General features: G+C 63.9%; 1 protein-coding gene. It reads left to right on the top strand.

The window, feature by feature from the left end; genetic code table 11:
* The coding region (locus tag AC1DIP_RS22255; RefSeq protein WP_477735120.1) for a transposase at positions 1-360 on the top strand (360 nt) is incomplete at its 5' end.
* Between the last annotated feature and the right edge of the window lie 192 nt (positions 361-552).

Here is a 552-nt window from a genome sequence, read left to right on the forward strand (position 1 = left end):
ACCCGCAACATCACCACCAAACGACGGGTCACGTTCGGCGCCGCCTGCACAGGCTGCCCCCTCCGGCACCGATGCACCGCCTCACCGCGAGGACGCAAAATCGTTCTCCACGAACATGACGCGCTGCAACGGCAACACCGCCAACGCGCGAAGAACCCGGCCTTCCAGGACGACTACCGCACCCACCGGCCCATGGTCGAGCGGTCCATCGCATGGCTCACCCGCGGCAACCGACGCGTTCCCCATCGCGGCATCAGCCGGAACAACGCCTGGCTCCAGCTACGGATCGCGGGACTGAACCTCCGCCGCCTCCTGAAGCTCGGACTCACCGCGGAACAGGGATCCTGGGCCATCGCTTGAACCGGAAACCAGGACCAGGCCTCTCACAGCCAGCCAAAACAACACCCCCTACCCGGCCAACAGGCACCAAAAGCCCGGAACCACCCAAAATACTTCAACCCCAGAAACCCCAACCCACAAAAGGAAGGGCTGGCCCGACAGCGAACGCCACGGACCAGCCCTACAAAGCACTTAGTTCAGCAGTCTCCTAGG

Source organism: Pseudarthrobacter sp. 05T312, assembly GCF_056396685.1.